Origin of the sequence: Mesorhizobium sp. M0938, assembly GCF_040319125.1 — a bacterium.
Classification (GTDB): domain Bacteria; phylum Pseudomonadota; class Alphaproteobacteria; order Rhizobiales; family Rhizobiaceae; genus Mesorhizobium; species Mesorhizobium robiniae.
Genome location: NZ_JAMYNS010000007.1, coordinates 10,772 through 36,969, shown reverse-complemented (window position 1 = coordinate 36,969; position 26,198 = coordinate 10,772). Strand labels below are relative to the sequence as shown.

The following is a 26,198-nucleotide window of genomic DNA, read 5'->3' as shown; positions in this document are numbered from 1 at the left end:
TTTGCCTCTATCCTCTCCTGATCGTCACGCGGACGGCGTTAGCGACTTTCCGGCCCACCTTGGTGCGGTTCTTTTCCGTAGCCGGCCGCATGAACGGGCGCTCGGCCATCTTGGACGTGCCGAACTCGAGTGCTGCCGAGTAAGGCGCATTCGACGTCACATGCACCGTCGGCGGGGACTGGCCTTCGATCGTGGTTTCGATGTTGCTGTCCAGAAATCCGGTATCGCGGTTCGGTGGAGACCCTGGAGACGATGGAACATGGCCGGCGCCACTCACCGAGCCGGCCGTGATGCTGTGCTCGGCGTCGAGCTCGATGTCCTGGCCGGCACTGTAGAGCGCCGCCACAACCTGCTTCGTCACGTTGCGGGCTTTCTTGAGCCTTTGGCTATGCCGCTCGGCGCCGGTGACGAGTGCCATCAATCCAGCTCCAACACGCCCTTGGCCTTGCATCCGCAGAACGGCGCCATCCCGGGCGCATCGTTTCGGCCGACATCACTGCTCCAGGCGAACACCTTGCCGCTTCTCGCCTTGTGGGCGGGGCGGTAGTGCAGTTTCCCGCTGTGCCGCCATTCGAAGCTGGTCATGCCGACCTGCAACTGACGCTGGCGATCGAGTGAAGCCGAAAGCTTCACGGTCTGGTCGCTGGCGATGCGCAGCGCCCTTTCCCGCGCCAAGCCGACCACCTTGGCGATCTCGGCCGCCACTTCCTTTACCGGCGTCCGGCTCTGCAGTCCGCGAAACACGATGTCGGAAATCCTGCCCCTCGCCTGATCCGAAACATCGCGGATCAGCGCCATGTTGCGGGCAAGCACGTCCTCGATCGTCTCTTGAACCTCGCCGGCATACATCTGCGTCGAGAGATCGACATTGGTGGAATAGAGCAGCTGCGAGACGAACCGGCGCATGTGCAAGGCTTGGACGGACTCGGCCCATGACTGCAACAAGCCGCGGAACGTGAAGATCGAGCGCACCGCCTCGTTGTTCACCGCCTCGATTTCGATTTCGACATCGCCTGCCCTGTCGAGGATAAGGCCGTCCATCGCCTTCTGCTCTGCCAGCGCGCGGGCGTAGGCGGGCTTGATGCGCTCATTGGCGCCAGTGGCCCAAATCCGTACCGTGCGCATGTAGAGCCGCGCCAGATCGTTTGCTTGCGCCTTTGTGGTAACGATGGGGGCGATCTCGACGCGCGGCTTGCGGATGCCCTGCGCCTTAGCCATGCGGCGGAGGTCGATCGCTGTCACGTCCGCGGCATTCCCGCAACGGATACAGCTTCGGCGAAGTTCATGGTATTGTTGCTCTATTGGCGGAGGGCGGGATGGAACACGATACAAATATTTGGACGACCATCATCCAGGTACTTCTTGGTGGCCTACTCGCGCTACTGGGAGTTGCAACGGGGCCGGCGGTGACTCAATTGCTTACAGACCGCACTAGCCAAAAGGCAAAACGGACACAAAAGTACGAAGATCTGATTTCGGCCGTCTACGAGTATGACCACTGGCTTGCCCAACGCGCCAGCGCCGCGTTTGAGGGCAGAGATATAGACAGCCAGCCGCCGATTCAGCGTGCCATCTTGTTGTGCTCGCTGCATTTCCCGGAACTCCTCCCGCACGTGCAAAAGGTGGAGAACGACGCAGGATCGTACATTATGTGGATACTCGGCGTCCGCAAAAAACGCCTAGAAAACAACCTTACTGGCGTCAACGACGACATGGCGAAAACCTATGATCCTTATAGGTCATCGTTCGCTGTATTTCAGCGAGAGGCGTTTAGTTTCGTTCAGAGAAACAAAATGCTATTTTAGTGGCGCGACCTCCTCGAACACTTCCGGCCCGAAAATGATCCTGCCCTGATAAGGCTCGACCTTCGTCAGATCGATTTCACCGCCGATCTGGATTGAGACGTGCGGCTGATAGTCGGGCCAAGACCACGAAGCGCCGGCCTCGATGATTTCCCGATGCCGCCATATCAGTTCGCTCGCCGTGATCAGCAGCGCGATATAGCGGCCGTCATCGCCAAGTCGCTCCATCTGGCGCGGCCCACCAGGCGCGATCTCGACCTTTTCGGACCATGACGTGCCGACGGCGAACCAATCGACCGGCGTGGTGCTGTAGGCGATCGTGACATGCAGGTCCGGCACGATATCGGTGAAGCCCTGCGCCTTCGCCCATTTGACGATCTCGGCGCGGTTCACGACATCGCGGCGGACATAGAGCGTGCGCGGCGCGGCATCGGCAGTTGGCGTGCGCTGGGCGGCAGGCTCGATCTCTTCCTCGTCCGGGTCGGGAAGTTCAAGCTCCATCTCCGATTCCTCAAGCGCCTGCTCAAGGCCCGGCCAGCGGCCGCTTTCCACCATGCGGTTCTGAACGGACTTGGCGAGCGCATCGGTCGGTAGGAGACCGCTGTTCGCGTAGATCTGCGTCGTCTCGGCTTCCAGCTTGTCGACTTCGGCCTGCTCCTTGTCCGTCGGTTGGAACAGCGGGTCCCAATCGTACCAGACCTCGGGCGGACGCGAGCCGAGTGCCGAGCGGATCAGCATCTCATCCAGCGGGGTCAGCGCGGGCGATAGGATGAGATCCTGCTTGGCGTTGACGTTGTCGTAGTAGTTGCGAAGGTCGCCCTCACCCGTGGCGTTCAGCCCCTTGGCGCTGGTCCCGATCAGGCGCGTGACCGGAATGTCTGCCGCGCCAGACAGGATCGTCAGCAGCAGAGTCACCACATCGGGAATGCCGGTCCATGTGATCTGCTTCTGGTCCCACTCGTCTTCCTTGTCGAGGAGCAGAACGTTGGAAATGCTCTTCAGCATCGCCGCCATGCGGAAGCGCTTTAGCATGACGCCTTCATATTCGGTCGTCGCCATGCCCATCATCATGTCCGGGACGCGGACGACGTCGATCTTCGCTTCCTGCATCAACGCGCCGATGACGGCAGCCCCTGCATCCGCATTGCGAACCGCGTCCTCGAGGTGCATCCAGACGCTATCGCCCCAGATCTCCTCTCCTCCTAGCCGCGTAGCTGTCTTGCGGCCGTTGAGCAGGATCACGCGGGACGGGTGGAGCTTCGTCTGCCGCCCGCCCTCGGTGTTGATGGTCCAATACTCGGGCTGGCCGTAGAACTCGCTCAGAGGGTCGCGGATGATGCCGTATGGATTGATGTCCTCGTACCGGTGCAGCACCGTCAGGAACTTAACTGACCCCTTCCCAACGCGATCGATCGGCAGCGGCTGTTCCGGCCGTCCAGGCAAGCCACCGGGGATGATGACCGCACCGCCGTATAGCCGGGACCAGATCAGCGCCTGGCGCACCTTTTGCCTGACCTGCAGGCGTTTCTCCTCGCCTTCCAGAAGCTCGATCTGGTCATTGTCGGCCTGCCATGAACGCCATGCCCTGGTGGCATCGTCGGCCGGGATGTCGACGATCTTCCCGAACCATGTTGACGTGCGATAGGCGGCTTCAAGATCAACCTGCGAGCAATTCAGCAGATAGGTGTTTGCCGCGGTCTTCGGATTGCCGAGACCAAGCCCCGACAGGAGATTGGCAAAGCCATCCACGAACGTAACTGTGCCGTCGGCATGCATGCGCACGCGCGGCTTGACGAGATCGTTCATGCGAAGGCCTTTTGCAGGTCTGCGAGGGTGTAGGCACGGCGGGGCGGATCAACGAATGTGAGCATGAAGCCGTCGGCATAGTCGGGGCTTCTGATGCCGCGGCGCGCCAACGCCTCCTTCTTCTCGATAACGATCTTGCCGCGCTCGTTGCGGCCCCATTTCACCAGAGACAGTTCCAAGCAAAGCTGGTCGCTGTCTTTGTCGCCGCTCGGCAGCGCGATCAGGTCGGAGAGCTGATGCTCCTTGCCGCCTTCCTTCCCCTCGATGAACAGCACATGCTCATGCGTGCGCTGGAACGCTGTGCGGCCGAGCCACCAGATCTCGGCTTTGAGATTGCCGAATATCTCTTCCGAGGTTCTGCCATCCGGCCATATCCGCTCAGTAGGCGGAACGCCGGTGTTCACGGCCACGACGAGAAGATCGTCCACCGGCCGCTTCATCAGCGTTGACGAGACGCCCGCGCCCACGCCTGGCGCATCGAAGTTCAGTTGCCGCGCGCCCAGTTCCTTCGCGATATCCAGCGCCCAATGCGCCGTTTCCGTCGTGTCCGGATCACCGCGCGACCGCGGCGACTCGACGATAGCGCCACGACGGGGAATGGTGACCGACTTCGCTTTGCCTGCGCCGACGTCAACACCGAGCGTAGTGGCGTTCGAAGGCTGCAGGCGAGGCTCTATCCGTCTAAGCCGTTTCGCGCTCTCAACCCACAGCGCCGGGATGCAGATCCCCTCGACCGAGGCCGAATAGTCGATATCGTATTCGCTGGCCCATGTCGTCGGGTCGGAAAAGCTGGCCTGCTTGGCCGCTGCCCATTCTTCGGTCTTACGCGGATCATCGCGCCAGTGTAGCCGCGCGATCTGATGTGGCTTCATGATCGAATGGCGCTTGCGGGCGAACAGGTTGCCCATGCCGTTGACCGACGAGACCCAGATTACACAGTCGGTATTGCCGGATAGCGCCTTCTCGACCGTCTCGGCGTTGGGTACGAATGCCGCCTCGTCGACCACATACAGCGAGGAGCGGCCACCGCGGCCCATGTCCTCGCCGCCCTCCCCCGATATGACCGCGCCGTTCGCCGGATTAACGAACCGCATATAGTTATCGTGCTGCGACCAGTTGAATCCCTCCGGCAACATTTCAGCCGGCAGGCGCCGCAACATGATGCGCAGCTTGGCGAATATGCTGTCCGGATTGTCCTTCTTGTCGACGTAATCGACCTTGCGAGAGCCGAACGTAGCCTTGAAGCCCGGCGAGAATAGCCATTGGTGAAGCGCGAAGCCGGCCGTGAGATACGTGGCGCCAGTGTCTCGGCTCTTTTCCAGCAATCCTTCCTCGGCCGCATCGAGCCGGTCTTTCATCCAAAGCAGGACGTCCCGCTGCCTCGACCAAAGCTTGAACTGGACGAAGGCGCCCCCAGGCTTGCCGACTAGGCGGGGATCGTAGGTATAAACCCACTTGTCGAACCAGTAGAGGATGTCAGCAGCGCATCTCTCGCGCTCGACCTCCCAACCACCAGCCTGTGCCTCAGCGGCCCGTCTCGCCTTCTCCGCCCTGATCTGCGCCAATGTCGGCAAGCGGACCGATGATAGCTTCGAGTTGATCGAGTTCATCGCCACTCAGTTTGGTCAGGTCGACCGTCTGGATAGGACCGCCATTGCGGCCGGTGTGTTGAAGGGAAGCAAGGCGCGGGTGCATGTAGGGAGCGGCGTCCTTCGCGATCGACGCCGCATCGTCCCATTTCTGGGCTTTGGCATGGACCCGCATTGCGGTCAGCATGACCTCCAGAGGCGTCAGGCCTTCGGCGGTAGCCTTGTCCGCGATCGTGCGCGTTCGCCTTGTGACGGCTCCTGCCTTGCGCCCTGCCCCTATTCGCTTGCCACCACGCGCCACGTCTGATTACCTTTGATTGTTTTCAACGGGGGGAGAGACAATTTGAATTTGATTACTAGGGAGAATGTCGGCTTCCAAGGCGCGCAAGTAGTTTCTCTTCGGTGTCCCCATTGCCGGCACGCGGGGTCGTTTCATGGCTACGCAAACTGTCACGACGTCACTTGGCTAATTACATGGATTGAAGGGACGCAAAAATTCGCAAAACCAGCCGCAGCTGGAATGAGATGGTGTCCCAACCCAACGTGTTCGGCGCTTGTGTTTGTCGCTTTGTCCGACAACGAAGCGATCTGCTACCCTCCAGAAGTCATCGACTTTGATGCGACGAACCTTCCGGCAAACATCCTTTCCACCTTGGAGGAGTCAATAAAATGCCACGCTGCGGGATGCTATCGAGCGGCAGCTCTGATGGTTCGGCGAACTTTGGAAGAGTTATGCAACGACAAACAAGCAGTTGGAAAAGATCTCAAAGCTCGCTTGGCTTCGTTGAGCTCAGTCGCCGTGCTGCCTTCCGAGCTACTTGCCGCGGCTGACGAGCTGCGGATTCTTGGAAATGATGCCGCGCACGTCGAGGCTAAGGATTACGACTCCCTTGGCGAGGAAGAGTCCGAATTAGCGATAGAGCTTGCCAAGGAATTGCTTAAAGCGGTCTACCAGTACACATCCCTGGTTGCGCGGTTGACCGCTCTAAAGAAGCCGAAGGTGCCTTAAGGCAGGCTGGACTAACGCTTCCAACACAAAAGCCGCCCGGTTGGACCCGATGCGGCTTTTATAATTTGTGCACTTTCTGCATATTCTGCTTGCGCAGTTTCTGCATATTTGCTACGTTCAATAACCGAAGCATTCCCGCTTCGGCAACGGACTGGAGGACACCATGAGCGTCAAGCTCACCTTCCAAGTCCGGTTCGCAAGTGGAGACTGATCCTCTCCATCGGCCGGTAACACCGGAGCCGGGTGGGGGTCCAAACCTCACCCGGTTCCGATATAGCAAAATCGAGGTCAGCTTTCAATGAACACTGATGAGCTTATAGCTGTGCGAAAGGCGCTGGTACTCAACCAGACCCAGATGGCTGAAGAACTTGGCTTGAAGCTTAGGGCATACCAGGACATCGAGAGCGGAACAGCCACGCTGCGGAAGATGCACATTATGGCCGCGGAGCGATTTGCCCTCTCCAAGCTCAACCAGCTGTGGCACCACAAAGAAATTGCAGGCACGCAATGGTTTGGCCGATTGTATAGAGAAGCACGTGCGGCGGCAGACCAGATGGCCGACTAAGCCGCTTCCTTGCGCCGCTTCGCCTCTTGCTGGCGCCGGCGCTCGTTGCGCTTGGCAGCCCAAGAGAAGTCGTCATGCTCCGATGGAAGGATCTTGGCAAAGGCGCCATCTGCGATCCACGAATTCAGGCAGTCCCGTTCGCCCGCATCTTCTGTGACCGTAGCCGAAACATCGCTGATTTCATGGGTGTGGTGCAACAGCCTGATTTCGGCGCTTTCGCTATTCTGCGATGCCCTGCGGGCGAGAATGGCTGAAATTTGCTGCAAAGCCCGGTTTTTTCTATCCCGGCCGGTGTTCGGATGAATGCCCTCAACCTTGAAGCACCAGCGGCGGAATGACTTGCCGCCGACCTTCGATCGCGCCCATGCCAGGAGTGCGCGGCGTTCCTTTTCATTGCCGACGGCCAGCAGCCATTCGTGCAGCGTCTCGAGCTCACTGATCTCATGCGCCGAAGGCATGATGCCGATTCGCTCCCAGAATGCCTTACGCTCGTCGGCGAGCGGGTCGGCCTTCGGGTCCAGCCTGTCGCCGACCTCTTTGCGCCACCCGAGCTTGTCGGTGTAGGTGTGGACATAGGGCAATTGCTGTGCACGAAGCGCCGCTGGCCCGACATGCTCATGGCTGGCGCGCTCGATCTCTGCCTGCCTGATGAAACGCTCCGCGATCTCACCGATGTTCATGGCGCGCTTTCTTTTCCTGGCTGTTCTGCTCCTCGCCACCGTCCGTACGATTGATTGTCACCGTGCACGTGATCAGGGTGTTCCAGTCCGGGCCGTGTTCGATGACGTCATGAAGCTCGGAAATTTCTTCCAAAAAGTGCTCGATCGTGATGGGGCCGTTCTGGTGGTCGTAGACGAGAACAGCTTTCCAGCGCTTGTCGCCATGAAGCGATACGACGTTACTCATGCCGAATTTCTCCTGCGGTCATCGAACAAATCCGGCTGGATTGCTCGCGGGCCAAATGCCTTGACCACCCGCTCATATAGCATGCCGACAAGTGCAAATCTTAGTGGCACGACGCTGCGCAGATCCTGGGCAATGAACTGCAGTTCGCCGACCGGGCAGACATCCCACATCGTCAACCAGTCGCCGGCGCGCCGCTCAACAATCTCTGGGCATGCCCGCACCATGTCAGACGCGGCCCAAAACAGAACCTCGTCGAGTTGGCCCTTGTTGTTGTCGGTCTCGGCCAAGGTCGAAAGCACCAGGCGCAAGTGCCCTTCCCCGTGTCGGCGCGAGATGCGCGCAAGCGTCTCGACCGCGCGAGTCTCTCCCGGCTCCGGATAGCGGTGCCGATCGACGATCTTGATGCCGAATTCATCGCATAGGGCTTGGACGCGCCGGTCTGTCATCGCTTGCCCTTCCTGATCTTGCCGACCACGGTCTCTATTGTGGTGATGCGCCAGCCGCACTTGTTGCATTCCTTCCGGCGACGGATGCCGCCATGGCAGGGGCGAGTATCGACCGTGAGGAGCTTGCCCTTGCCGCAGGCGATGCAATGGAGGCCGACGGGTTTGGTCATGCCCGCGCCCTCCTCTTTTCCACCACGATCTGCCGGCCTTTGACTATCAGCGCCCCGAAAGCCTCTTGTTGGTCCCGCGCGGCTTGGCCGGCGCGCTCACGGTGCCAGGCAGCGACGCCAAGCACATCGGCGACGACTTCTACTTGTTCGGCGCGGATCGGCGGGTTGAGGATGTGCTTGACGCATTCCTTGGCGGCCTCGATGGCTTGGCTGGCCGTTTCGCACTCGACCGGAGCGCCATCCTTGCGGACGTATCGCCAGCCATCGGAACAGAACAGCTTGAACAGAGGCCTGTAGCGGCCATTGATCTGCATTGTTGAATAGTCTGGGAGGAACTCCGCCATCAGAAACCCTCGAACCCTTCGAATGCAGGTGCAGCATCGTCCATGAGCGAGCCGAACAGGGTGAACTCAGCCTCGAACTTGATCTCGGGCGATCTTCCAGGCTCGCCACGCCGGCGCTTGTGGTTGATGATCTGCGCCTTGCCGCGTGAGCGCTCGTAAAGCGCGATCAGATCGGCGCGCTTTTCCTCCCGCTGGGTCTGCGGGATCAGCTCCTTGTAGAGCGGTTCTGGCCGATACAGCGAAAACCAGACGTCCAGGTTCTGCTTCACACCCGACCCGCCATAGGCATCGCCCATCATCGGGCGGATGATGCCGCCGGTCTGCCATCGCCGTTTCCAGTCATCATTGCGCTGGATCAGGATGACGATCGCCACATTGAGCGACTTGGCCAGAGCCTTCAGCCCGCGATAGAGCGCATTCACCCGGTCGGCGAAGATGTCTTTCGGATTCGGCAGGCTGATCATTTTGGCGTGGTCGATCATGATCAGATCGAGCCCCTGGCTTTTCACCATGGCCTCGGCCTTGATCCGGATGTCGGATAGCGAGCACTCGCCAAAACCGACGATGTAGAAAGGCAGATTGGCCGACGTCATCATCTCGCGCTCGAGATCGCCGCTTTCTTTGCTGTTGAGGGTGTAGGCATCGATCCGGCCGAGTGAGATATGCGCCTGTTGTGCGGCCGCTTGCAGCGCGGCCTCTTCGTCAGTGACCTCGATCGAGAAGAACGCGCTCTTGAAACCCTGCGAGGCGGCAAAGCGGCATTGCTGGAGGCTGAACGATGTCTTGCCGCCGCCACTGTCGGACATGAGCCCGACCAGGTTGCCGCGGCGGATATCCCCGAGCGCAGAAGTGATCTCCGGCAGGAACCATGGAATGCGGGAGGATGCGTCGCCGCTGGACTTGGCGGCCTTGGTCACGGCGTTCGGCAGGATGACGCCATACTGCACCGAGGCGGCGCGCTCGTTGCCTTCCCTGGCAATGCGGGTCAATTCGTCGGCCGTCGACCCGATGATCTTCTCCGGCGTCATGTCCACCGGCATATTGCGAGCAAGTGCGTCGAGATCCTGTGCCGTCGCTATGAGCTGGTGTCTGGCCCACATTTCGATGATGCCGCGGCCGTAGTCATAGGCGCCGGAGATGGTGACGGCTTCCGACGCGAGCCGGATCACATAGGCGAACATCGTCAATTCGCCGACCATCTGATCAGCCGGGATATACGACTTAATCGTGATCGGGTTCACCGGCCGGCCCTCGGCTATCATCGTTCCCATGACCTCATAGATGTCGCCATGCAGCTTTTCGCTGAAATGGTTTGGCTTCAGGAAGCCGGCCACGCGCCAGTAGGCGTCATTCGAGGTCAGTATCGCGCCTAGAAGCGCGCATTCCGCTTCAATCGCATCCGGCAGCGGCTGCTTAAAATCTCTGGGATGGGCGTTCATCGCGTCGCCTCGGTAGGCCGAACGCCTCGCTCTGCTAGCGCCTCCAAGTCGGGGATCATTTCGCTGCGGACCTCGGCGCGGGTGTATTCCCACCCGGGCAAAAGGCTATGGCAGAACCGGTTCCCATTGATCCGGCAGAACCCCGGAAGATTTTTCCATGTCTCCCACCATTCGCCCCGGCGGGGTCGTGACAGGTCAATGTGCGCCACAGACCGCTCTCCCATCGTGATGTGGTCAGCAATGGCCGCTCGCATGGCAGCGGCCGCGACACCAGCCGCGGTGCGCTCTTGGCCGCTCGGAGGCGCCAAGGTCTTCATGCCGCCCTCGCCCCGATCATCTTGAACCGCTGACATGCCTCGCCTGCCATCGCTATGCCGACGGCTTCCGCGGCGTCCGCATTCTTCACGTCGATCTTGAAAACCCGGCAGCGTTCGACTGCTGCGCGCTTCCACATGGCGCGATCGAAGCCGGGTGAGCGTCCCATGCCGAGGAAGTGTTTGCGCCAGGTCTGCGAGGAAATGCACTCCCATGGAATGCGATAGGCCGCGATGATGGCGACCGCCGCGCACACCAGCCCTTCGAGCTGCAGCGCATTTGGATTGATGGTGGCCTCGTCGATGACGCCGGCCAGATCGGTCTTTGTCTTGCGGAAGGATTTGATGTTCCGCATCGGCTGCTCGATCGCCACGAAGTCGGGGCGGCCCGCCAGCTTGAACATGGCGACCATCTGCGTTGCGAGGGAGGCGGCTTTCTCTTCGGCGTTGTCGCCGACAGCCTTGATGAGGCCGGTCTTGATCGACGAGAGCGAGGAGCCGGGCTCATACCAGGCGAAACCGGTCACGGTGGCAATGTCGAGGCCCAAAATCAGGCTCATGCGGCCACCTCGCCAGAGAACAACGGGCCGTGGTCGACGACCGTTGGCTTCTGTGGCACCCGCCACTCGGCTTCGATGCGGGCGCGGGCCATCTCGGCATAGGTTGGATTGAGTTCGATCAGTGCCGCGCGCCGGTGGTGACGAAGGGCAACCAGGGCGGTGGTGCCTGCGCCGCCGAACGGGTCCAGCACCAGTCCACCCTTCGGGCAGCCGGCGAGAATGCAGCGCTCGGCTAGCTCAGCCGGGAATGTCGCGAAATGGGCGTCGGAATAGGCTTGCGTCGCCATCTCCCAGACATTGACCGGGGCGGGCTCGTAGTTTCGGAGCAATCGACCGGAACCGCGGCCAAGTTCGTCCAGCCCCGTATGGTTGATCTGGCCTTGATGGCGAGGGGTGACCTCGATCATCTTGCCGTTTTCACGTCCGCGGCGGTGGCGCGAACCATGGCCGCCTTCTCCAGTATCCCAGCCGTCAGGCATCTTGACGCGCTTATTGCCGATGATGGCCCGTTTGCCCGGAACACCGCCGACATATGAGCCGCCGCGGAAGGTGATTGCATCCTCGTCGGACATTCGGCCCTGCCGCACAGCCTCGGCATCGTAGAACGAGCCGATTTTCATCCATCGTGCGCCGTCGCGGCTCTCATCTGTGATGAGCGGACAGCGCTCCGAAAGGTCCGGCGCAAAGGACATTTCGCCGGTATCGCGAGCGCGCCAGATATCGGCATCTGCCGATTTGGTCAGGAGGAATATCTTCTCGTGGGCCGTCGACGGACGCTGCGCGCCGGAACTGTCCGGCATGGGGTTGGTCTTGCCCCAGACGATTTCCGATCTCACCCACCAGCCGGCATCCTGCAGCGCTATGGCGAGCCGGTTCGGGATCATGCAAAGGTCTTTGGCCTTCAGAGAACCGCTTATGGTCGAGAACGGCTTATCGCGGAATGTGCGGTCGTCGTTGCCTGCCGCCTTGGTGTCGACTGCGGAACGTCCGTTCGGTGTGGTCGCGTAGCAATCGCCATAATTGACCCACAGCGTGCCGGTTGGCTTCAGGACGCGACGCACGGCTTCGAACACGCGCACCATGACGGCAAGATGCTCGCCAAGTGTCGGCTCGAGCCCGATCTGACCGGCGACGCCGTAGTCGCGCAGCCCCCAATATGGCGGTGATGTCACCACGCAATCGACGGAGTCGGTCTCCATGGCGTCAAGCATGGCAATGCAGTCGCCGATGTAGAGCGACACGCGCCCGTCGAGGAAGACTTGCGGCTCGCTCACGCCGCCACCATCAACTTCCGCGCCCGCCGCTTGGGCTCGGCAGCGATCGCCACCACAGCCCCGCCAAGCTCGGCCTCATGTTTGTCCAGCCCGGCGAGGATGCGAACGATGTCAGCTTCATCGGCGTCTAGGTCGATGATTTCGGCCTTGCGCCATTCGCGTTCCAATCTGACCGTATCGAGGTCTTGCGCGTATCGTGCCCGCCTGTTGGTGATGGCCTGGCGCTCAGGTTCGATGCGCGTCAATGGCGGGAAGGCAAAGGCCAGATCGGCTTCAAGCTGCCGGGCGAGATGATCTTCGATGACCATCACGGGCACGTCCTCGGCAAGGCCGAAGGTTCGGAGGAAGAGGTCGGCGAGCATGGCCATGGCGCCCTACTCCGCCGCTTGCGCGAACGGGTCTTCGCCGTCGTCGGCGCCCTTGATCAGTTCATCCTTGGCCGCATTGCGCTTGAGCATCGCGGCTTCGAGATTGTCGCGGACGGTCGCCTGGCCCTTGTCGTAGCCGGCAAGCCAGCGGGTATCCTCGTCGGACCCGGTGCCGTAACCGCTGGTGCGGTCCAGCGCGGCAAGGCCGGCTAGTTCGCCTGCCCTCTCGATCTTCTCGATCGCCGGCGCGCGATCGCGGAACATATCGGATTGGAAACCGGTCGACAGACCGAGCCATGCCAGGATCTCGCCCTCGGCAACGAAGCGATCGGTGACCGTCTTCTTGTCGTCGGCACTCAGCGCCTTGATGGCATAGTCGAGGTCACCAAGAACGATCTCGTCAGCCTGGGCGATCTTGCCGTCGGCTTTCTTCGCGGCATTGGCCTCGGCGACGTTGCCGTTGTGCGCCATGCGCTTGCGCAGGTGATGGAAGAAAAGCGCCTTGCGCTCGGCTTCTGTCAGTTCCTTGCTATTGTGGCCCTCGCCGGGCGCCGCACTCGTCTTCGCTGCTTTCGCCATGGTCATGGCCTCCTTTGATCAGGTCTGAGTTCAGGCGCGATCCATTCGGCGATTGCCGCCGCGCCTTTCCGAACCATCCCAGCCAGTGCAATCCGCTTCCTTGTGGAAAGCCAGCGCAACCAGACGGGCGGTTTCCTTCTTGAATGCCGCATGTTCTTCCCTTGCCTGGATGACCGCGCGCATTTCCTCGATCTCGCGGTGGTCGATCCGATTTGCTTCTTTGTTGAAGACGGCGCGAACACGCCGTCTCGTCCACGCATTATTACGCTTGCATAACTGGCTATAGGCACGTTCCAACATGGACTTGACCGGCTCACGGATGCCGCGGTTACCAATCACTTCATCCAAAAGACTTGCGGCAACATCAGCGTCTTTCATGGCTGACCTTTCCGGATTCTTGGGTGAGATTTCCACACTCATGGGTGACTCCTTCGATACTCTTGTGAGCGTCGAAGGAGCCGCGCCGGGACACAAAACCCGATCCGGCGACATTCGGGGCCGGGAGAGCTGGCGAAAAGTCGAAAGCGGGGATGTACGAAAATGCGCAGTCGGATGAACTTCCAGGGACAAGCGAATGCGCAGTTGGAATTGTTCGCGGCGAGAGTGGAAGCCCTCCCCAGGGCGTCCATGCGGACTGCCGCGAATGATGATTGCCCGTTCGCATCACGCCCAATCCTCCCGCGCAAAGTCAGCCGGAGCGAGGTCGAGAGGGCTGCGCAGCTGCATCGCCAACTCGCGGCGCGCAGTCTGACGCTTTTGGATGCGATTAAGCGCCAGGGTCCATCCCGTCAGGAATGAGACGACTGCGGTAACGGTGATAATCAGAAGCGCGCTCATGCGGCCACCCTCCAAAGCGGGAGTGGCAACTGCCATTCGTCAAACGCGCGTGATGCCGCACCCTGGACGCGAACTGCAAACGCCTTGGCCTCTTGCCATGCGTTTCCGTCTCGGCCCTGGCGCCGAGCTGCAAATGACCAAGCCATGCTGTCGGCGCTGTGGAGCATGTCACGGACGCCGGGATGCATCAGCGAAGTTTGCTTGATGCCGAAGCCATGAAGAAGAAGATCGGGACGAAGTGCATGGATCGCCGACAGGACTTCAACGATCTTTTCCGGGGCGCCATTGCGCTTGCAGACCGATCCGACGCCGACCCACATGCCGAAGGTCAGGCGCTCGCCATAGGCGCGAATGTGGTCTTGATAGTCTCGAGGCGCGAAGCCCTGCAGGACAGGCATGATCGGGAAAGGCAGACCGCAAGCGACCAGATCGTCATAGCGCTCGATGGTGAGCCGCTGGTGATCTTTGATTGTCAGACCCGTCTTGGCGAGCATAAACGGCTCACACATGAAGTCCTGGGCCACGGCAGCCGCGATCTTGACGACGCTGGATTGATGCAGCCGCCGCAGTTCGTCGGCGTAGACGCTAACGCTGGACCGGTATCCGCCATGCAGGTTGATCTCCGTGAAGGCGCCGCTATCGACCAACACCTCTTGGCAATCGACTGGCTTCTTCCGGCCGCGCAAGCGATTGATGCTGATGCACGACAGATCGAAGTGCTGTGCATCCGCTGGCTGGTGAAGCCCGACGAAGAACCGGACGCTCATGCGTCCCTCCTGCCGAAAAACTGCATCGCGTCGATGACGCACAAGCTGTCCTGATGCACCGCACCGGCTCGCCCGATCTCAGCCAGGATGGCCTTTAGATGATGCTCGGCGCCCTGCTCTCCGATGATTTCGATCGTCCGGAACATGCCTGGTTGAGTGCGAACAGCACCGCGACGCTCGAGCCCCTTCACCAGATCATGGGCGCGGCTTTTGGAGGCCAGACCAAGTCCGGACGCGATCTCGTCATACGTTGGCGAGACGCCTTTTTCGGCTTGGTGAAGGCGGATGAACGACAGAGCGTCGGACTGGCGCGGGGTGAGGTTCATGCCGCTCGCCTCGCCTCGACCAGGCGCCGCAGTTCCGCTTCGGCTTCCGCCCGTGTGGCACCGGTCGCAAAAGTGCCCGTCCACGGATCGCGAGCCATCCATGTGCCATCTGCGGTGCAAATGACCACGATGCTCATGCGCCCTGCCCCGCGATGTTCGTATGCATCATCGTGATGGAAGTACCGGCGTCGGCTCGGGAATGAAGGCCTGCGCTCTTGTCGCCCGACTGCGCAGCGAGATCGGTTTGGGCGTGACCGGCGCCGGATGCGGCGATCTGCGACGGAATGGTAAGAACGCTCACGCTGCGTTCTCCTGGGCGGGAGCCTCGAAGAACCAAGCGTCGTTCCACGCGATCTCGCGGTCGGCGGCAGCCTTTCGGATGGCCTGCATTTCGTCGAGCGAAGGGGCGCCGCCGGCTTCCCAACGAGACACGCTCGCTTGTGTGACACCGGCGAGTACAGCGAACTCAGCTTGGGTCACTTTGAAGACTTCTCGGCGGATGTGGCGAATTGCGCTCATGTCGCGGATATTATGCGCAAACGGATACTTTGCAAGCGGAAATTTATGCGCAAGCGGATTTTCGTTTATCCGCGCTGCCGAGTAGCGTCCCGATCATGGCGACGATCGAAGAAAAGCTCCGCGGGATAATGAAGGCCACCGGCCGCAAGCAGCAGGACCTGGCCGAGCATTTTGGCGTGTCGCAATCGACTGTGAATAGGTGGCTTGCCGGCTCCGAGCCGGAAGGACACCGTCGCGATGCCATCAACGAGTTGTATGACGAGGTGCTCGGCGTCCACGAGCTGACGAACAATGTGCCGTCGACCGTCAAGCTCGTTGGCTATGTCGGCGCGGGAGCGGCAGCCCACTTCTATGACGCGACGGATCTTGGCACCGTACCGGCGCCAGAGGGCGCGACCAAAGACACTGTTGCAGTCGAGATCCGAGGCGAGAGCCTGGGCGCGCTGTTCGAGCACTGGCTCGTCTACTACGACGACGTGCGTGCGCCGGTTACTTCAGATCTAATCGGCCGACTGTGTGTCGTAGGGCTGATCGATGATCGAGTGCTGGTGAAGCAGATCAAGAAATCAAAGACTGATGGTCTGTACCATCTTCTGTCCAACACCGAAGCCCCGCTGTTCGACGTGGAAGTGACCTGGGCAGCTCGAGTCAAAAGCATGGTTCCTAGATAGCTTTTGGAGAGAGGCAAACGCGTATCTGCCGGTGTGCGAGGTCGACGACGATAGTGAGGCGGAGGGGAATTCGTGAACGAGACGCTCAGCTCAGCATTTTGGTACATGAATCAAGGGTGGGTCGGTGTCACTGTGGGCATCTGCGGCATACTTTACGCCGTCTATCAAACTATGCGGCGGACCCATGCGGCACCCTGCTTCCAGTATACCAACCAGCGCTTTATTGAAGGAAGCGACGGCGCTATACCCGGAAAAGTCGAAGTATTATTCGATGGTACTGCGGTCGATCGTTTGACGCTGACACAGATCGTATTTTGGAATGACGGACCCACGCCCCTAAGATCTCAAGATATCGGCGGCAATACCCCAATATCGTTTTCGTTCGGCGACGGTAGCATTCTCGATGTCGAATTGTCAGCGGTTACCCGCACAGCCAACAATCTTGCTGCCAAGCCCTCTGAAGATCGCAAGTCGGCCTCAGTTATATTCGACTTTTTAGATAAAGACGATGGCGCGACCATTCGAATATGGCATACCGGGACGAAATTACGACCTAGCTGCTCTGCTACAGTTATAGGCGTACCCCAAGGCGTAAAATCTCTGGGCCGGTTGCCATTGCAATATGCCATGCGACAACGCCGGCGGCAGACATTTCTAATCAGTCTCTTGCGATCTCCAGGAACAGTAGGAGCTGCTACGGTGATTATGGGCTTGGCCGCTCTCGCTGGCACAGCCTTTCTCAACGATGATGTTTTCATGAAGCTGAACCAACTGGGGGAGAAAACAGCGCTTACCCTTCGAACAGCCGGAGCTGTTGTTGGAGCGCTGTATCTCGCGTTGGGCACATCGTTACTCTGGCTTAACCGCCGGAGATTTCCAAAGGGTTTGCAGCCTGAGGATTGAGGTAGAATAAAGAGGCATTTGACTAGAGATAGCCGGTCTCCCCTCATCTCTAGCCATCAATTCGGTCTCTGAAGGTCGGTGAGGGAGGGTTCCGGCCACAGCTTCCCCCTACCCCATGAGCTGAGCCCAAGGAGCGGGAGAGCTATGGCCGAGTCCTGAAGGCCGGAGCCGGGATGGGACACATGCCAGGATGCCTCTCGGCAATCCGTCCTCACTTTCAGGCAGCACGGTAGGACTTTCGCTTCCCGCGCCTGCGGCTTCACCTGCACCGGAATTGCACCGGGTCGCCGCTCGATTTGCCTTGGCGGGTCGTCCCGCCGGTGGATTTCTTTTATGCGCGGTTATCCGTCGGCGCAATCATTTTTATCCGTTTGCGCATTTTCTTTGTTGACAGTTATCCGTTTGCGCATATTATCCGTTCATACCCACTGGGGAACGGACATGAACACCTACACCCGCAAGATCGAACTGCCGGCCAACAAGCGAGAGGGTTTGGCGAATTTCGTTCAAATGATCGTCAACAATATCGAGGCCGGCGAGATCGAAAATGCGCTTCTGACTGCGGTCGATCTGCACCAGGACATCGAAACCGGCATTCACGACGACGCCATGGTGAACACGACCGCCGAGCAGGCATTCGTCCGCGAACTTCAGGCCAAGTACACCGCCGACATCATCGCCGCAGCTCAAAAAGGGCACGAAGACGGCATCCGCGCCGAGAAAGCCCGCATGGCATCTGCCTTGGGCCTGGTGTCGCCATGAACGCGGCCCTCACCTCTGCCCCGGTCGGGGTTAGCGCCTTCGACGAGCGTATTGCCACCGCATGGCGGATCAACTGCCAGGAAGTCGTCGAGAGCATCCGGTTTGTGAAGCAGTATCGGAAGACGATCGACGAAGCCGATGTGATGCTGACGCCGACGGTCCGGCTGCACCGCGCCGACACCGTTGAGCAAGCCCGCAAGCTCCTGCCGTGGCGTCTGTCCCTCTACCTCGAACACGTCCGGGCGGTTTCCGAATGCGAGCAGCGCATGGACATGGTCGGCATGGCGTTTGCGATTTCGAGCGACGACTGGCGCGCCGCCGATGACCTTCGCGAGATGTTCGCCGAGATTGAGGCCGCACGATGAGCGCGCTCGACCACGCCTGCAACTGGCTTGCTGATCATCCGCGCCTCACAGATTGGCGCCGTGAGCAAGCCGATCTTCTTCAGCCAGCAAGTCGATGCCGCCATCGCGGGCAAGCCGCTAGATGAACAACTGACCGCGCTCGCCGAGCTCATCCAGGAAGCCCAGCGCGACAAGGAGGCGGGTTACGGCCCGCCGGCTGATGAACTGCGCGCGGCGCGTCGTCGCTGGCTCACCCTCTACGAAACATGGGCAGCGGAAAACCTGCCATCACGAAGGAATGCAGCATGATCACCGAACCGATGACAGCCGAGCGCGCCGAGGAACTTCGCCGGCAGATCGCGGCCATGCTGTTCTTTGCAATGCCGCGCAATGATGACAGCGAGGACCAGAAGTTCGATCGCTACCAGAGCCCCATTCGCGGGCTGCTGCATTGCCTGGACATCCTCGACGGCAAGTCCGATTCGGGAAGCTCGACCTGCGAAGGCTGCCACCGGGTTTTGACACCCGAAATGCCGCGCCTGGTTTGCGAGGACGGCCCCGAACTCTGCATCGAGTGCATGCCCGACGAGCACCGGCGCACGCCGACCTATGGCTACTGCGCCGAAGATGCCGACCGTGACATCGAGCGGGCTCGCAGGTGGGTCGCCGAGCTCATGCAGGAGGATCCGGCATGACCGACCAGCTTTCAATCCTCGACAACGACGTCGACGGCATTCAGTCGATCGGGCAGATCACTCATGCCATCGTGCATGGGAACCGCGGCGAGAAGGACTGGGACGGCAAGCCCATCAGCGAGCCGGGCATCTACCGCAAGATCCCGATGGCGGCGTATCACGAGCAGCTGACCGTCGGCCCATCCATCTCGTCCAGCGGGCTGCGCGAAATAGAGAACCGGTCACCGCTGCATTATTGGGCTGGATCGTACCTCAACCCTGACAAGCCAGAGCAGGAAACGACGGCCTCGCTCGACTTCGGCCGGGCCGTCCATACCCTGCTTCTGTCCGAAGACGGTTTCCGTGACGACTACGTGGTTCGGCCCGAAACCTATCCCGACGCCAAGACCGGCGAATTCAAGCCGTGGAACGGCAACGCAACAGTCTGCCGCGAATGGCTCTCCGATCAGCGCAAGGCGGGCAAGACCGTCCTGCTGCCCCAACAGGTCGTCGACATCAACGGCATGGCCGAGCGGCTATCGAAAAACCAAGTCGCGGTCGATCTGCTGCGCGGCCGCATCGAGCGTTCGATCATCGTCAAGGACGCCAAGACCGGCGTTTGGGCGAAGTCCCGGCCCGACAGTATCCCGCGCGATACCATCATCGCCGATCTGAAAACGTGCGCCGACGCCTCACAGGTCGCTATCGGCAGGTCAATCATCAACTACGGCTACCTGCAGCAGATGGCGCTGGCGATCACCTGCCTTGAGGAAGTCGGCCAATGCCAGGTCGATGAGGCGGTCCTGCTGTTTGTCGAGACCAGCTATCCCTACGCCTTCAATATCAAGCCGCTCGACAACGGCGATATCCACACCGCCATGCGGCAGAACCGGCGGGCGCTGAACATCTTCGCTGAGTGCTTGGCCGCAAACGACTGGCCGACCTACGCCGACAACATGCGGACGTGGTCCGCTCCGCAGTGGTGGTCTGATCGGAACGAGAACGATCCCACCCTACCCGCTCTCAAAGGAAAAGCAGCATGAAGATCGAGCGCGCCGTTCGCGAGAAGACGTTCACGTTGACCTCGATCGCCGGACCGTCCGGTTCGGGCAAAACCTATAGCGCGATCCTCTACGCGCGCGGTCTGGTCGGCGACGCCGGCAAGATCGGGTTCATCGACACCGAAAACAAGCGGTCTCGCTTCTATGCCGATGTTGGCGGCGGCTTCGACGTCATCGACATGGACCCGCCTTTCACGTCGGCGCGGTACATCGAGGCGATCAACGCCTTTCAGGATGCCGGCTACACCGCAATCATCATCGACAGCATCTCCCATGAATGGGAAGGCACCGGCGGCGTGCTGGAGCAAGCCGAGGCGATCGAGGAAGCGACCAAACGCGCCGGGCTACATTGCTGGAAAAAGCCGAAGGGCGCCCACAAGCGGCTCATGAACGAACTGCTCCAGACCAAGGCGCATCTGATCTTCTGCTGCCGGGTCAAGGAGAAGGTCGCCCAGGTCAAAGGCGCCAACGGCAAGACTGAGATCGTCAATCAAGGCTTCGTCGTCGTGCAGGAGAAATCGTTCATCTACGAGATGACGGTTTCGATGATGCTGGAGGAAGGCACCCACGTTCCTTTCATGCAGAAATGCCCCGACGATCTGCGCGGGGGCTTTCAGGAAGGGAAACAGGTCACCGTCGCCGCCGGCAACGCCGTCCGTATGTGGTCCGACAAGGGCACCGCAGTCGACCCGCAATTCAAGGCCGATCGCCTGTCCGGTCTGAACGCGGCCAACCTTGGCACGAAAGCGCTTGCCGATTGGTGGAAGGGTCTGTCGCCGTCCCGGCAGAAAACCATGGAAGCTCTCAAGGAGACCTTCAAGTCTGTCGCAGCAGCTCGTGACCTCATGGCAGCCGAGCTTGCCGAGCACGAGGAGAAGCCTCTTTCGGAACGTCTCAGCGCTGCGCCAGGGAGCCCGCAGGACGGCGAAGGCTTCGACACCGCCCATGTGCTTCGGGAAACGGCCGCGCTGTCTGGCGGTGCTGGTGACGAACAGGAAACCACGATCCAAGAACCGTCCGAGAATTCCCCTTCGTCGGACGTAGGCAGCGAGGAGGCCCCGTCCCCCGGCCAAGTCGCTGCCGATCCATCAGAGCCCGTTGGCGGGCCTGCGGAGGCCGGCGAGCATGAAGTGGCTGATGACCAGTCCACGCCGCCGGCCTCCGATCTCATCACGCGCAATCTGATGCTCGAGTGCCTGGACAAGTTCATGGCGCTCGCCGTCGATGCCAACGTGCCGGATGCAAAGCAGCGCCGGGCCAACATCGAGTTTGCGAAGAACGCATGGAAGGAGGCACTGCCGCAGAAGCTCGACTTCGTGAAGTCCTGCTTCGAGAGCGCCGACAAGTTGGTCAGGGGCGAACTGCAGGCCGATGCGGCGCGGAAGTATCTGGAGGGCTTGCTGTGAGCGTTCATCCAATTCCAGACGATGCGCTTGACGCCGACATCGCTATCCTTGGCAAAAAGGGCGGAGGCAAGACCTATACCTCAAAGGGCATCGTTGAGCGGTTGCTCGACATGGGCCGGCGCGTGCTGGTTCTCGATCCGCTCGGAGTGTGGGCCGGGCTGCGCACATCCGCCGATGGCGAAGGCCCTGGCTATCCGGTCGCCATTTTTGGTGGTCCGCATGCCGATATGCCTCTCGACACCGCCGCAGCCGTGGCCATGGCGGATATTCTGGCGCGTGAGAACGTGCCCGCCGTCATTGATCTGTCCGAACTGACCAAGAGCGCCCAGCAAGGCTTCCTGCTGAAATTCCTGCATGAGCTGCGGCGCGTGAACCGCGATGCCCTGACAATCGTTCTCGAGGAAGCGGACGTCTTCGCGCCGCAGAATCCGCAAGGCGATGACAGCAAGCAGCTTCATGGTGAGATCGACTGGATCGCCCGCCGTGGTCGCTTTCGTGGCTTCCGGCTGATCACGATCACCCAGCGGCCAGCCCGTCTCTCCAAGGACGTGCTGACCCAGGCGAACACACTGATCATTCACCGCCTGCCGGCGCCACAGGACCGCGATGCGGCGAAGGCGTGGGTCGATGGCAATGGCGACAGGGACAAGTCGAAAGAAGTTTTCGACACGCTTGCTGGCCTCAATGTCGGCGAAGCTTGGGTGTTGTCGCAAGACCCGACGATGCTGGAGCGAAAGCGCTTCCCCACGATTAAGACGCTGGACACGAGCGCAACCCCCAAGGCCGGGGAAAAGCGCATCGAACCGAAGACCCTGGCCGATGTCGATGTCTCGGCCATCCGTGAGGCTCTTGAGGCTACACTTCCTGCCTCCAAGAAGGTCGAGAAATTTAACACGGCCAACACCGCTGACATCGTGGCGGCTGAAGCGCAGGGTTTTGAGCGGGGGTTTGACGAGGGGACTGCCCGCGGACGCCTCGCCGGAATTGCTATTGGCCTACAGCGCGCCAAACAGGCCATCGACGCCATGCGAACCGACGACGAGGAAAATGGCATCCCCGCGACGATCGAGGCGGAGAGCAGGCCAGTTGAGGTCCGCCTGCGGCCCGTTCCGGCAGCCAACCGAATTGAAAGGGCGACAGACCTTGCGTCAGATCCGCTGCTGAATGCCGCGCTCCAGGTCTGGCCGGCAAAGATGACGTGGGCAGGCCTCGCCTCGATGTGCGGTCGCAAGGCGCGTGGTGGTCATTTCAACACCAAGCGCAAGCGGCTCATTGAAGCCGGCTTGATGGTCGAAGAAGGCGACCTCGCTGTTCCAGGCTCGCCTCCGGCTATCCCCGCCGGCGTCATCCCAGCCGATCTGCTGGAGCAGAACCTTCCGCAGCCGGCCCAGAAGATGTTCGCGACGATCCGGCGATCGCCAGGGATCGACATCTATGCGCTCGCCAACGAGCTCGGCATGCAGCCGCGCGGCGGCCATTGGAATACCGGCATGTCGATCCTGCGCAAGAACGGTCTGATCACCGAGTCCAATGGTTTGCGCATCGCTGCAGGCTTGGAGGCAACGAAATGACCCTTTCCTCCCTCATCCGCCGCACGATCGTCCAATGGCAGCTATGGCGCCAGCACCGAGAGACGCGTCGAGCCATGCCTGCGCTAAGGGAGCTGGACCGGCTCCAGGCCGTATATCGAAAGCAGCACCGCCGCGGCTCGGCAAAAATCATTCGTGCGAAGCGCGACGTCATTAACGCGGCTCTCGCCGGAAAGCGGAGGGCGTGATGGCTGGCTTCGCAATAAAGCGCCCTGACACGGCATTCTCGACTTCGCCAGCAAAGGGCCAGAAACGTCCGAGGAGAACCGACGACGCGCATTTGAAGTGGCTGCGCACGCTTCCCTGCATCATCACCGGGACGCGCCCTGTGGAGGCCGCGCACACTCGGTATGCAGATCCAGCCTACGGCAAGCGGGAAACTGGCAAAGCTGAAAAGCCAGATGACCGTTGGTGCCTGCCCATCTCGTCGGACAAGCACCGCGAACAGCACTCCGGTTCTGAGCGGGAGTTCTGGGCAAAGCACTCCATCGATCCGTGCCGTGTCGCCTTGGCCCTCCATGCCATTTCTGGCGATGACGAAGCCGCGGAAATCATCATTCGAAATGCGAGGACGCCATGACGCACGCTCACGAAGAAGACGAGAACATGCTTGGCGCCACCACCAAGCCCACCGAGGGGATGCTGGACGCGCTGAAGCCGTGCCCGTTTTGCGGATGCCATGACGTATCGCCGAACGACAATGGCCATGAAGAGTGGTTCGAATGCGACTGGTGTCACGCTACCAGCGGGTTTGATGAAGACCCGGCATTCGAAGCCGAGCCTCGCTCATTCCACTGGAACCGTCGCGCCACTCTCACCAAATCCAGCCCGGTTGAAGCTGTGGCGGTGAAGGGGCTGGAGTGGCGCGTGTTCTGCTCGAAGTCTGGCAACTGCGAGGCTGAGACATCGTTTGGCTTGTACATCATCCAGAACGAAGAAGGGCTTTGGGTTCTATATCTTCTTGATGATGACGCCGGTCTTGGTGGGAAACACAAGACCATCGAAGCCGCCCAAGCTACCGCCCAAGCCGATTACGAGGCCCGCATCCGCAGTTGCCTTGCTCCCCCTCTCAGCAATCCCGAAGCGCCAGCCGTGCCGGTGGACGAAACTCTGCAAGCGCGAGTTCAGCCTTGGTTGATGTCCTGCTTTGGCCGGGAAATCAGCATGGATCGCGTCGAGCGCGGTGACCGTCTTCTGGAGGAAGTGTTCGAACTGCTTCAGTCGTGCGGCTACGATCCTGCCCGTGTCCTCGCTCTTCGCGACTACGTGTGGGGCCGAGATGCTGGCGAGCCCTCCCAAGAGGCTGGCGGCGTGATGATCACGCTGGCTGGATACTGCCTCGCTCACGACCTCAACATGCATGAAGCTGGCGAAGCGGAGCTTGCCCGCATCTGGACGAAGGTCGACAAGATCAGGGCTAAGCAGGCGGCCAAGCCTGTCGGCTCCGCATTGCCCGTCGCCGCTCTCGTAGCCACCCCGCCCGCCCCAACATCGGCGGTGGATGGGGAGGTGGTGAAGGCGATTGAGCCCTTTGCATTGCTTGTTGAGCAGCAGGACGCGTCTGATCTGGCCTTTCTCAAAAAGAACGGCGGCGACGAATCCGACATGTCGCACTACTCCCCTGACGGTGCCAAGGTCCATTCGTCGGGTGAGATGCGACATGCGCTCTATCTGACCAAAGGTGATTTCCGCAAACTCGCTAAGGTCTACCGCGCCCTCTCCAACGCCCAAGCCGTCCCTGCCGCCACGGATGGGGCGGTAGATTTGGCGGTGCGGCGGAAGTTCGAATTGTGGTTCTTCCGCGATATATTCGATGAACACCGTCTAGCGCTGTTCTCGATCTTCGGAATGCCCGCCGATGAGATCGGCAAGACGCACGGTATTCAAAGAATAGCTCTCAAACGCGTCCTCCGCGCCCTCGCCGGAAACCCCTCTCTTCCCTCTGGTGGGGAGACAGGGCGATGAAAGCCATCCGCATCGACAAAGCTGAAGTCTTGCACGGCAAACGCCACATCAACCTGCTGGTCGACTACCAGATGCGCGACGGTCTTTCCGATGGTCAGATCGACGCCATGATCGAGGCTGGTCGCATCGAGTTCGGCCAGGTGTTTCTCAGCGCCGACAAGCGCTTGGAGTGGGACGAAGATGAGTGTCGAAACTCAGTCTACACGTCCATCGACCGGATGATCGAGATCGGCGGGAGGCCGTCATGACCAACCCCGAAACACCCCCTGTAGGGGATGCTGCCGAGGCGGTGGACAAGTTGCGCAAGGCGCTTATCGCGGTTGGCAGGAATGTCGGGGCATTCCTCGCCAATGATGTCTCCACAGAATTCCTGTTGCTTGTCCCCGAGGAAGTCCGCCTCGCCATGGAACGCGCCGCCCACCCTCTCCCCAAGGCACCGATAGAGCCTGGGGTAGAGAAGGTCAGGGGCGCAATTCGCGGGCTTGAACGGCTGAAGGCCGATTTCAAAATGGTCGGCTCGAATGCCGTCACCATCGAACGCGCGATTCATACGCTCGCCGCCCTCGCCGCCTCTCATGCTGAGGGAGGTCAGAAATGAAGCTGACCGAAGCACAGCGCCGATTTTTGAGGCGCGCTGAACTCTTTAGCCTTCGGGACGGCAGCGGCAGCGGCGCGCTTCCCGTCGACGGCATCGAGATACTTGTGGCAGAGCGGCTAGCGGCGAAAGGGTTGGTGACGGTGCCGGTAGCGTGGACTGCATTTACAGGAGCCAAAGTCACCGCTGCCGGCCGCGCTGCACTTCAACAGGAGCCGCGACCATGAGCACCGAGTTGATCGAACGACTGCGCGCCGCCACCATGAGGACCGACTGGAACAACCTTCCTGACGATGCATGTATCCCGGCTGTTCCGATACTACGCGAAGCCGCCGACCACATATCCGCGCTCGCAGATGAGAACGCTAGGCTGGTTAAGGAGGTCGAGGTATGGGCCGAGCAAGCCAACAAGGAAGACGACTGCCGCCAGATGTGGCAAGCCCGCGCTACCGCCGCCGAATCCGACCGGGAGACGCTGAGGGTGGCGACGATCGAAAAATGCGCGAAGATTGCCGAGAACGGTCCGGCGTTCGGAACGCTTGTCGCCACCGAAATCCGCGCCCTCGCTCGGCAGGTAGGTGGCCGATGACGCGCCAACTGGCCCTCAC

39 protein-coding genes are annotated in these 26,198 nt (G+C 60.7%); 18 read left to right on the top strand and 21 right to left on the bottom strand.

Features of this window, described 5'->3' with window-relative positions; genetic code table 11:
- Nucleotides 1-7: 7 nt before the first annotated feature.
- Entirely contained in the window at nt 8-418 is a 411-nt protein-coding gene (locus tag NKH73_RS14150; protein ID WP_352932376.1) for an HK97-gp10 family putative phage morphogenesis protein, read from the bottom strand.
- Nucleotides 418-1,242 carry a minor capsid protein gene (locus NKH73_RS14145; protein WP_352932374.1) on the bottom strand — a complete coding sequence of 275 codons (825 nt, stop codon included), beginning with the start codon at nt 1,240-1,242 and terminating at the stop codon, nt 418-420. Before NKH73_RS14145 ends, NKH73_RS14150 begins: the two co-directional genes overlap by 1 nt.
- 74 nt (nt 1,243-1,316) lie before the next feature.
- Between NKH73_RS14145 and NKH73_RS14140 the strand changes: the two genes are divergently transcribed.
- Entirely contained in the window at nt 1,317-1,805 is a 489-nt protein-coding gene (locus NKH73_RS14140) for a hypothetical protein (RefSeq protein WP_352932372.1), read from the top strand.
- Here NKH73_RS14140 and NKH73_RS14135 read toward each other — a convergent pair.
- From NKH73_RS14135 to NKH73_RS14125, 3 genes are read right to left on the bottom strand one after another with little or no spacing between them, the layout of a single operon-like run.
- Nucleotides 1,797-3,608, bottom strand: a complete 1,812-nt coding sequence (locus tag NKH73_RS14135; RefSeq protein WP_352932370.1) for an anti-CBASS protein Acb1 family protein — start codon at nt 3,606-3,608, stop codon at nt 1,797-1,799. The genes NKH73_RS14140 and NKH73_RS14135 overlap by 9 nt on opposite strands.
- A complete protein-coding gene (locus NKH73_RS14130) occupies nt 3,605-5,218 on the bottom strand; it encodes a terminase large subunit (RefSeq protein ID WP_352932368.1) in 1,614 nt (537 codons plus the stop codon). Before NKH73_RS14130 ends, NKH73_RS14135 begins: the two co-directional genes overlap by 4 nt.
- Nucleotides 5,133-5,498: a hypothetical protein gene (locus NKH73_RS14125; protein WP_352932366.1), complete on the bottom strand. Its 366-nt coding sequence runs from the start codon at nt 5,496-5,498 to the stop codon at nt 5,133-5,135. The genes NKH73_RS14130 and NKH73_RS14125 overlap by 86 nt, the downstream gene beginning before the upstream one ends.
- 267 nt (nt 5,499-5,765) lie before the next feature.
- On the opposite strand from NKH73_RS14125, the gene NKH73_RS14120 reads away from it, so the two are divergent.
- Both NKH73_RS14120 and NKH73_RS14115 read left to right on the top strand, forming a co-directional pair.
- Nucleotides 5,766-6,206 carry a DUF4145 domain-containing protein gene (locus NKH73_RS14120; RefSeq protein ID WP_352932364.1) on the top strand — a complete coding sequence of 147 codons (441 nt, stop codon included), beginning with the start codon at nt 5,766-5,768 and terminating at the stop codon, nt 6,204-6,206.
- Nucleotides 6,207-6,504: 298 nt separating this feature from the next.
- Nucleotides 6,505-6,771, top strand: coding sequence for a helix-turn-helix domain-containing protein (locus tag NKH73_RS14115; protein WP_352932362.1), 267 nt, complete (start codon nt 6,505-6,507; stop codon nt 6,769-6,771).
- Here the strand turns inward: NKH73_RS14115 and NKH73_RS14110 are convergent.
- The 16 genes from NKH73_RS14110 to NKH73_RS14035 form a co-directional block, all read right to left on the bottom strand.
- Nucleotides 6,768-7,451, bottom strand: a complete 684-nt coding sequence (locus tag NKH73_RS14110; protein ID WP_352932360.1) for a hypothetical protein — start codon at nt 7,449-7,451, stop codon at nt 6,768-6,770. The genes NKH73_RS14115 and NKH73_RS14110 overlap by 4 nt on opposite strands.
- Nucleotides 7,438-7,677, bottom strand: a complete 240-nt coding sequence (locus NKH73_RS14105; protein WP_352932357.1) for a hypothetical protein — start codon at nt 7,675-7,677, stop codon at nt 7,438-7,440. Before NKH73_RS14105 ends, NKH73_RS14110 begins: the two co-directional genes overlap by 14 nt.
- Nucleotides 7,674-8,123 (bottom strand): hypothetical protein, encoded by a 450-nt coding sequence (locus tag NKH73_RS14100; RefSeq protein WP_352932356.1) that lies wholly within the window; start codon nt 8,121-8,123, stop codon nt 7,674-7,676. The genes NKH73_RS14105 and NKH73_RS14100 overlap by 4 nt, the downstream gene beginning before the upstream one ends.
- Complete coding sequence (locus NKH73_RS14095) at nt 8,120-8,293, bottom strand: NrdR family transcriptional regulator (RefSeq protein WP_352932354.1); 174 nt, start codon at nt 8,291-8,293, stop codon at nt 8,120-8,122. Before NKH73_RS14095 ends, NKH73_RS14100 begins: the two co-directional genes overlap by 4 nt.
- Nucleotides 8,290-8,637 carry a hypothetical protein gene (locus tag NKH73_RS14090; RefSeq protein ID WP_352932352.1) on the bottom strand — a complete coding sequence of 116 codons (348 nt, stop codon included), beginning with the start codon at nt 8,635-8,637 and terminating at the stop codon, nt 8,290-8,292. The genes NKH73_RS14095 and NKH73_RS14090 overlap by 4 nt, the downstream gene beginning before the upstream one ends.
- Nucleotides 8,637-10,076, bottom strand: coding sequence for a DnaB-like helicase C-terminal domain-containing protein (locus tag NKH73_RS14085; protein WP_352932350.1), 1,440 nt, complete (start codon nt 10,074-10,076; stop codon nt 8,637-8,639). Before NKH73_RS14085 ends, NKH73_RS14090 begins: the two co-directional genes overlap by 1 nt.
- Nucleotides 10,077-10,389: 313 nt before the next feature.
- Nucleotides 10,390-10,950, bottom strand: coding sequence for a hypothetical protein (locus NKH73_RS14080; protein ID WP_352932348.1), 561 nt, complete (start codon nt 10,948-10,950; stop codon nt 10,390-10,392).
- A complete protein-coding gene (locus NKH73_RS14075; protein WP_352932346.1) occupies nt 10,947-12,224 on the bottom strand; it encodes a DNA-methyltransferase in 1,278 nt (425 codons plus the stop codon). The genes NKH73_RS14080 and NKH73_RS14075 overlap by 4 nt, the downstream gene beginning before the upstream one ends.
- The gene (locus NKH73_RS14070) at nt 12,221-12,592 is read right to left on the bottom strand and encodes a hypothetical protein (protein WP_352932344.1); all 372 of its coding nucleotides are present in this window, start codon (nt 12,590-12,592) and stop codon (nt 12,221-12,223) included. Before NKH73_RS14070 ends, NKH73_RS14075 begins: the two co-directional genes overlap by 4 nt.
- Before the next feature lie 6 nt (nt 12,593-12,598).
- A complete protein-coding gene (locus NKH73_RS14065) occupies nt 12,599-13,171 on the bottom strand; it encodes a hypothetical protein (RefSeq protein WP_352932343.1) in 573 nt (190 codons plus the stop codon).
- Nucleotides 13,172-13,201: 30 nt separating this feature from the next.
- Nucleotides 13,202-13,591, bottom strand: a complete 390-nt coding sequence (locus tag NKH73_RS14060) for a hypothetical protein (RefSeq protein ID WP_352932341.1) — start codon at nt 13,589-13,591, stop codon at nt 13,202-13,204.
- A gap of 243 nt (nt 13,592-13,834) precedes the next feature.
- Nucleotides 13,835-14,008, bottom strand: a complete 174-nt coding sequence (locus tag NKH73_RS14055) for a hypothetical protein (RefSeq protein ID WP_352932339.1) — start codon at nt 14,006-14,008, stop codon at nt 13,835-13,837.
- Nucleotides 14,005-14,775: a deazapurine DNA modification protein DpdA family protein gene (locus NKH73_RS14050; RefSeq protein WP_352932336.1), complete on the bottom strand. Its 771-nt coding sequence runs from the start codon at nt 14,773-14,775 to the stop codon at nt 14,005-14,007. Before NKH73_RS14050 ends, NKH73_RS14055 begins: the two co-directional genes overlap by 4 nt.
- Complete coding sequence (locus NKH73_RS14045; protein WP_352932335.1) at nt 14,772-15,101, bottom strand: LexA family protein; 330 nt, start codon at nt 15,099-15,101, stop codon at nt 14,772-14,774. The genes NKH73_RS14050 and NKH73_RS14045 overlap by 4 nt, the downstream gene beginning before the upstream one ends.
- Nucleotides 15,102-15,234: 133 nt before the next feature.
- Nucleotides 15,235-15,402 carry a hypothetical protein gene (locus NKH73_RS14040; protein ID WP_352932334.1) on the bottom strand — a complete coding sequence of 56 codons (168 nt, stop codon included), beginning with the start codon at nt 15,400-15,402 and terminating at the stop codon, nt 15,235-15,237.
- On the bottom strand, nt 15,399-15,620 hold the full coding sequence (locus tag NKH73_RS14035; RefSeq protein WP_352932332.1) for a helix-turn-helix domain-containing protein: 222 nt from the start codon (nt 15,618-15,620) through the stop codon (nt 15,399-15,401). Before NKH73_RS14035 ends, NKH73_RS14040 begins: the two co-directional genes overlap by 4 nt.
- 29 nt (nt 15,621-15,649) lie before the next feature.
- On the opposite strand from NKH73_RS14035, the gene NKH73_RS14030 reads away from it, so the two are divergent.
- The 15 genes from NKH73_RS14030 to NKH73_RS13960 all read left to right on the top strand — a co-directional run bounded on the left by NKH73_RS14030 (nt 15,650) and on the right by NKH73_RS13960 (nt 26,179).
- Complete coding sequence (locus NKH73_RS14030) at nt 15,650-16,291, top strand: XRE family transcriptional regulator (protein ID WP_352932330.1); 642 nt, start codon at nt 15,650-15,652, stop codon at nt 16,289-16,291.
- Nucleotides 16,292-16,363: 72 nt separating this feature from the next.
- The gene (locus tag NKH73_RS14025; RefSeq protein WP_352932328.1) at nt 16,364-17,194 is read left to right on the top strand and encodes a hypothetical protein; all 831 of its coding nucleotides are present in this window, start codon (nt 16,364-16,366) and stop codon (nt 17,192-17,194) included.
- A 333-nt stretch (nt 17,195-17,527) separates the two neighbouring features.
- A complete protein-coding gene (locus NKH73_RS14020; RefSeq protein ID WP_352932326.1) occupies nt 17,528-17,956 on the top strand; it encodes a hypothetical protein in 429 nt (142 codons plus the stop codon).
- Nucleotides 17,953-18,321 carry a hypothetical protein gene (locus NKH73_RS14015; RefSeq protein WP_352932324.1) on the top strand — a complete coding sequence of 123 codons (369 nt, stop codon included), beginning with the start codon at nt 17,953-17,955 and terminating at the stop codon, nt 18,319-18,321. The genes NKH73_RS14020 and NKH73_RS14015 overlap by 4 nt, the downstream gene beginning before the upstream one ends.
- Nucleotides 18,322-18,348: 27 nt before the next feature.
- The gene (locus tag NKH73_RS14010) at nt 18,349-18,609 is read left to right on the top strand and encodes a hypothetical protein (RefSeq protein ID WP_352932322.1); all 261 of its coding nucleotides are present in this window, start codon (nt 18,349-18,351) and stop codon (nt 18,607-18,609) included.
- Entirely contained in the window at nt 18,606-18,995 is a 390-nt protein-coding gene (locus NKH73_RS14005; protein ID WP_352932320.1) for a hypothetical protein, read from the top strand. The genes NKH73_RS14010 and NKH73_RS14005 overlap by 4 nt, the downstream gene beginning before the upstream one ends.
- On the top strand, nt 18,992-20,017 hold the full coding sequence (locus tag NKH73_RS14000; RefSeq protein ID WP_352932318.1) for a PD-(D/E)XK nuclease-like domain-containing protein: 1,026 nt from the start codon (nt 18,992-18,994) through the stop codon (nt 20,015-20,017). The genes NKH73_RS14005 and NKH73_RS14000 overlap by 4 nt, the downstream gene beginning before the upstream one ends.
- A complete protein-coding gene (locus NKH73_RS13995; RefSeq protein WP_352932316.1) occupies nt 20,014-21,441 on the top strand; it encodes an AAA family ATPase in 1,428 nt (475 codons plus the stop codon). Before NKH73_RS14000 ends, NKH73_RS13995 begins: the two co-directional genes overlap by 4 nt.
- The gene (locus NKH73_RS13990) at nt 21,438-23,012 is read left to right on the top strand and encodes an ATP-binding protein (RefSeq protein WP_352932314.1); all 1,575 of its coding nucleotides are present in this window, start codon (nt 21,438-21,440) and stop codon (nt 23,010-23,012) included. Before NKH73_RS13995 ends, NKH73_RS13990 begins: the two co-directional genes overlap by 4 nt.
- 205 nt (nt 23,013-23,217) lie before the next feature.
- Entirely contained in the window at nt 23,218-23,610 is a 393-nt protein-coding gene (locus NKH73_RS13985; protein ID WP_352932312.1) for a DUF968 domain-containing protein, read from the top strand.
- A complete protein-coding gene (locus NKH73_RS13980) occupies nt 23,607-24,995 on the top strand; it encodes a Lar family restriction alleviation protein (RefSeq protein ID WP_352932310.1) in 1,389 nt (462 codons plus the stop codon). The genes NKH73_RS13985 and NKH73_RS13980 overlap by 4 nt, the downstream gene beginning before the upstream one ends.
- On the top strand, nt 24,992-25,243 hold the full coding sequence (locus tag NKH73_RS13975; protein ID WP_352932308.1) for a hypothetical protein: 252 nt from the start codon (nt 24,992-24,994) through the stop codon (nt 25,241-25,243). Before NKH73_RS13980 ends, NKH73_RS13975 begins: the two co-directional genes overlap by 4 nt.
- Complete coding sequence (locus tag NKH73_RS13970) at nt 25,240-25,593, top strand: hypothetical protein (RefSeq protein WP_352932306.1); 354 nt, start codon at nt 25,240-25,242, stop codon at nt 25,591-25,593. The genes NKH73_RS13975 and NKH73_RS13970 overlap by 4 nt, the downstream gene beginning before the upstream one ends.
- Nucleotides 25,590-25,817, top strand: a complete 228-nt coding sequence (locus NKH73_RS13965; RefSeq protein WP_352932304.1) for a hypothetical protein — start codon at nt 25,590-25,592, stop codon at nt 25,815-25,817. The genes NKH73_RS13970 and NKH73_RS13965 overlap by 4 nt, the downstream gene beginning before the upstream one ends.
- Nucleotides 25,814-26,179: a hypothetical protein gene (locus NKH73_RS13960; RefSeq protein WP_352932302.1), complete on the top strand. Its 366-nt coding sequence runs from the start codon at nt 25,814-25,816 to the stop codon at nt 26,177-26,179. The genes NKH73_RS13965 and NKH73_RS13960 overlap by 4 nt, the downstream gene beginning before the upstream one ends.
- The last annotated feature ends 19 nt before the right edge of the window (nt 26,180-26,198 follow it).